Below are 534 nucleotides of genomic sequence, written 5' to 3'. Positions count from 1 at the left end.
GATGGTACTACTTCGACCATTACCGTCAATATTGTAGGTACCAATGATGCGGCAGTGATTACTCCCGCGGTGGCTAATTTAACTGAAACGAACGCCGTGTTAACGACGGGTGGTACTTTAGCCATTAGTGATGTGGACAGTCCTGCGATTTTTATAGCACAAAATAATGTGGCCGGTAGTAACGGTTATGGTCATTTCACGGTGGGTGCGGATGGAGTGTGGTCTTATACTACCGATACCGCGCACAATGAATTTGTGGCAGGCAGCACTTACACCGATACTTTAACGGTGACTTCCGCCGATGGTACTACTTCAACGATTACGGTGAATATTTTAGGTACGAATGATGCCGCGGTGATCACTCCTGCAAGTGTGACTTTAACCGAGAGCAATGCGATTTTAACCACGGGTGGTACTTTAGCGATTAGCGATGTAGACAGTCCTGCGACTTTTGTAGCGCAAAATAATGTGGCCGGTAGCAACGGGTACGGTCATTTCACCGTAGGTTCTAACGGGGCTTGGACTTATACCACG

General features: G+C 47.6%; 1 protein-coding gene. It reads left to right on the top strand.

Features of this window, described 5'->3' with window-relative positions; all coding sequences use genetic code 11:
• Window positions 1-534: VCBS domain-containing protein (locus LOX96_RS17510; RefSeq protein WP_250456497.1), on the top strand; the 534-nt coding region annotated here is incomplete at both ends.

Source organism: Legionella maioricensis (assembly GCF_023618015.1).
In the GTDB taxonomy this organism is placed as follows: domain Bacteria; phylum Pseudomonadota; class Gammaproteobacteria; order Legionellales; family Legionellaceae; genus Legionella; species Legionella maioricensis.
Note: the sequence above shows the minus strand (reverse complement) of the source record. Positions and strands in the feature narration are given on the sequence as shown.